Raw genomic sequence first — 572 nt, forward strand, 5'->3', positions numbered from 1 at the left:
ACACTTTTCTAGCCACTTCCACGATTCACGTTCAAGACAAGCTACGCCGCAGTTACGATGACGTACTTGAAATGGCGGTCAACGCCGTTAAACACGCGCGTAACTACACCGATGATGTCGAATTTTCTTGTGAAGACGCAGGCCGAACACCAATCGACAATCTATGTCGCATGGTTGAAGCCGCAATTGATGCTGGAGCAAGCACCATCAACATTCCCGATACCGTTGGCTACACAGTGCCAAGCGAGTTCGGTGGCATCATCCAAACGCTTTTCAACCGCGTGCCGAACATCGACAAGGCCATCATTTCTGTGCACTGTCATGATGACTTGGGCATGTCGGTCGCAAACTCAATTGCAGCAGTACAAGCCGGTGCTCGCCAAATTGAAGGCACCATCAATGGTATCGGCGAGCGTGCGGGTAACTGCTCACTAGAAGAGATCGCGATGATCATCAAGACGCGTCAAGAGCTTCTGGGCGTAAGCACGGGGATCAAACACGAAGAAATCCATCGTACTAGCAAATTAGTGAGTCAACTGTGCAACATGCCGATCCAAAGCAACAAAGCGGTC

Annotated in this window: 1 pseudogene; it reads left to right on the top strand. The window is 50.5% G+C overall.

Annotated features, from left to right (window positions below):
• Positions 1 to 572, top strand: a pseudogene (locus tag R7E38_RS23195) (2-isopropylmalate synthase); the annotation flags it as partial.

Origin of the sequence: Vibrio sp. Vb2131, assembly GCF_033338535.1 — a bacterium.
Classification (GTDB): Bacteria; Pseudomonadota; Gammaproteobacteria; order Enterobacterales; family Vibrionaceae; genus Vibrio; species Vibrio alginolyticus.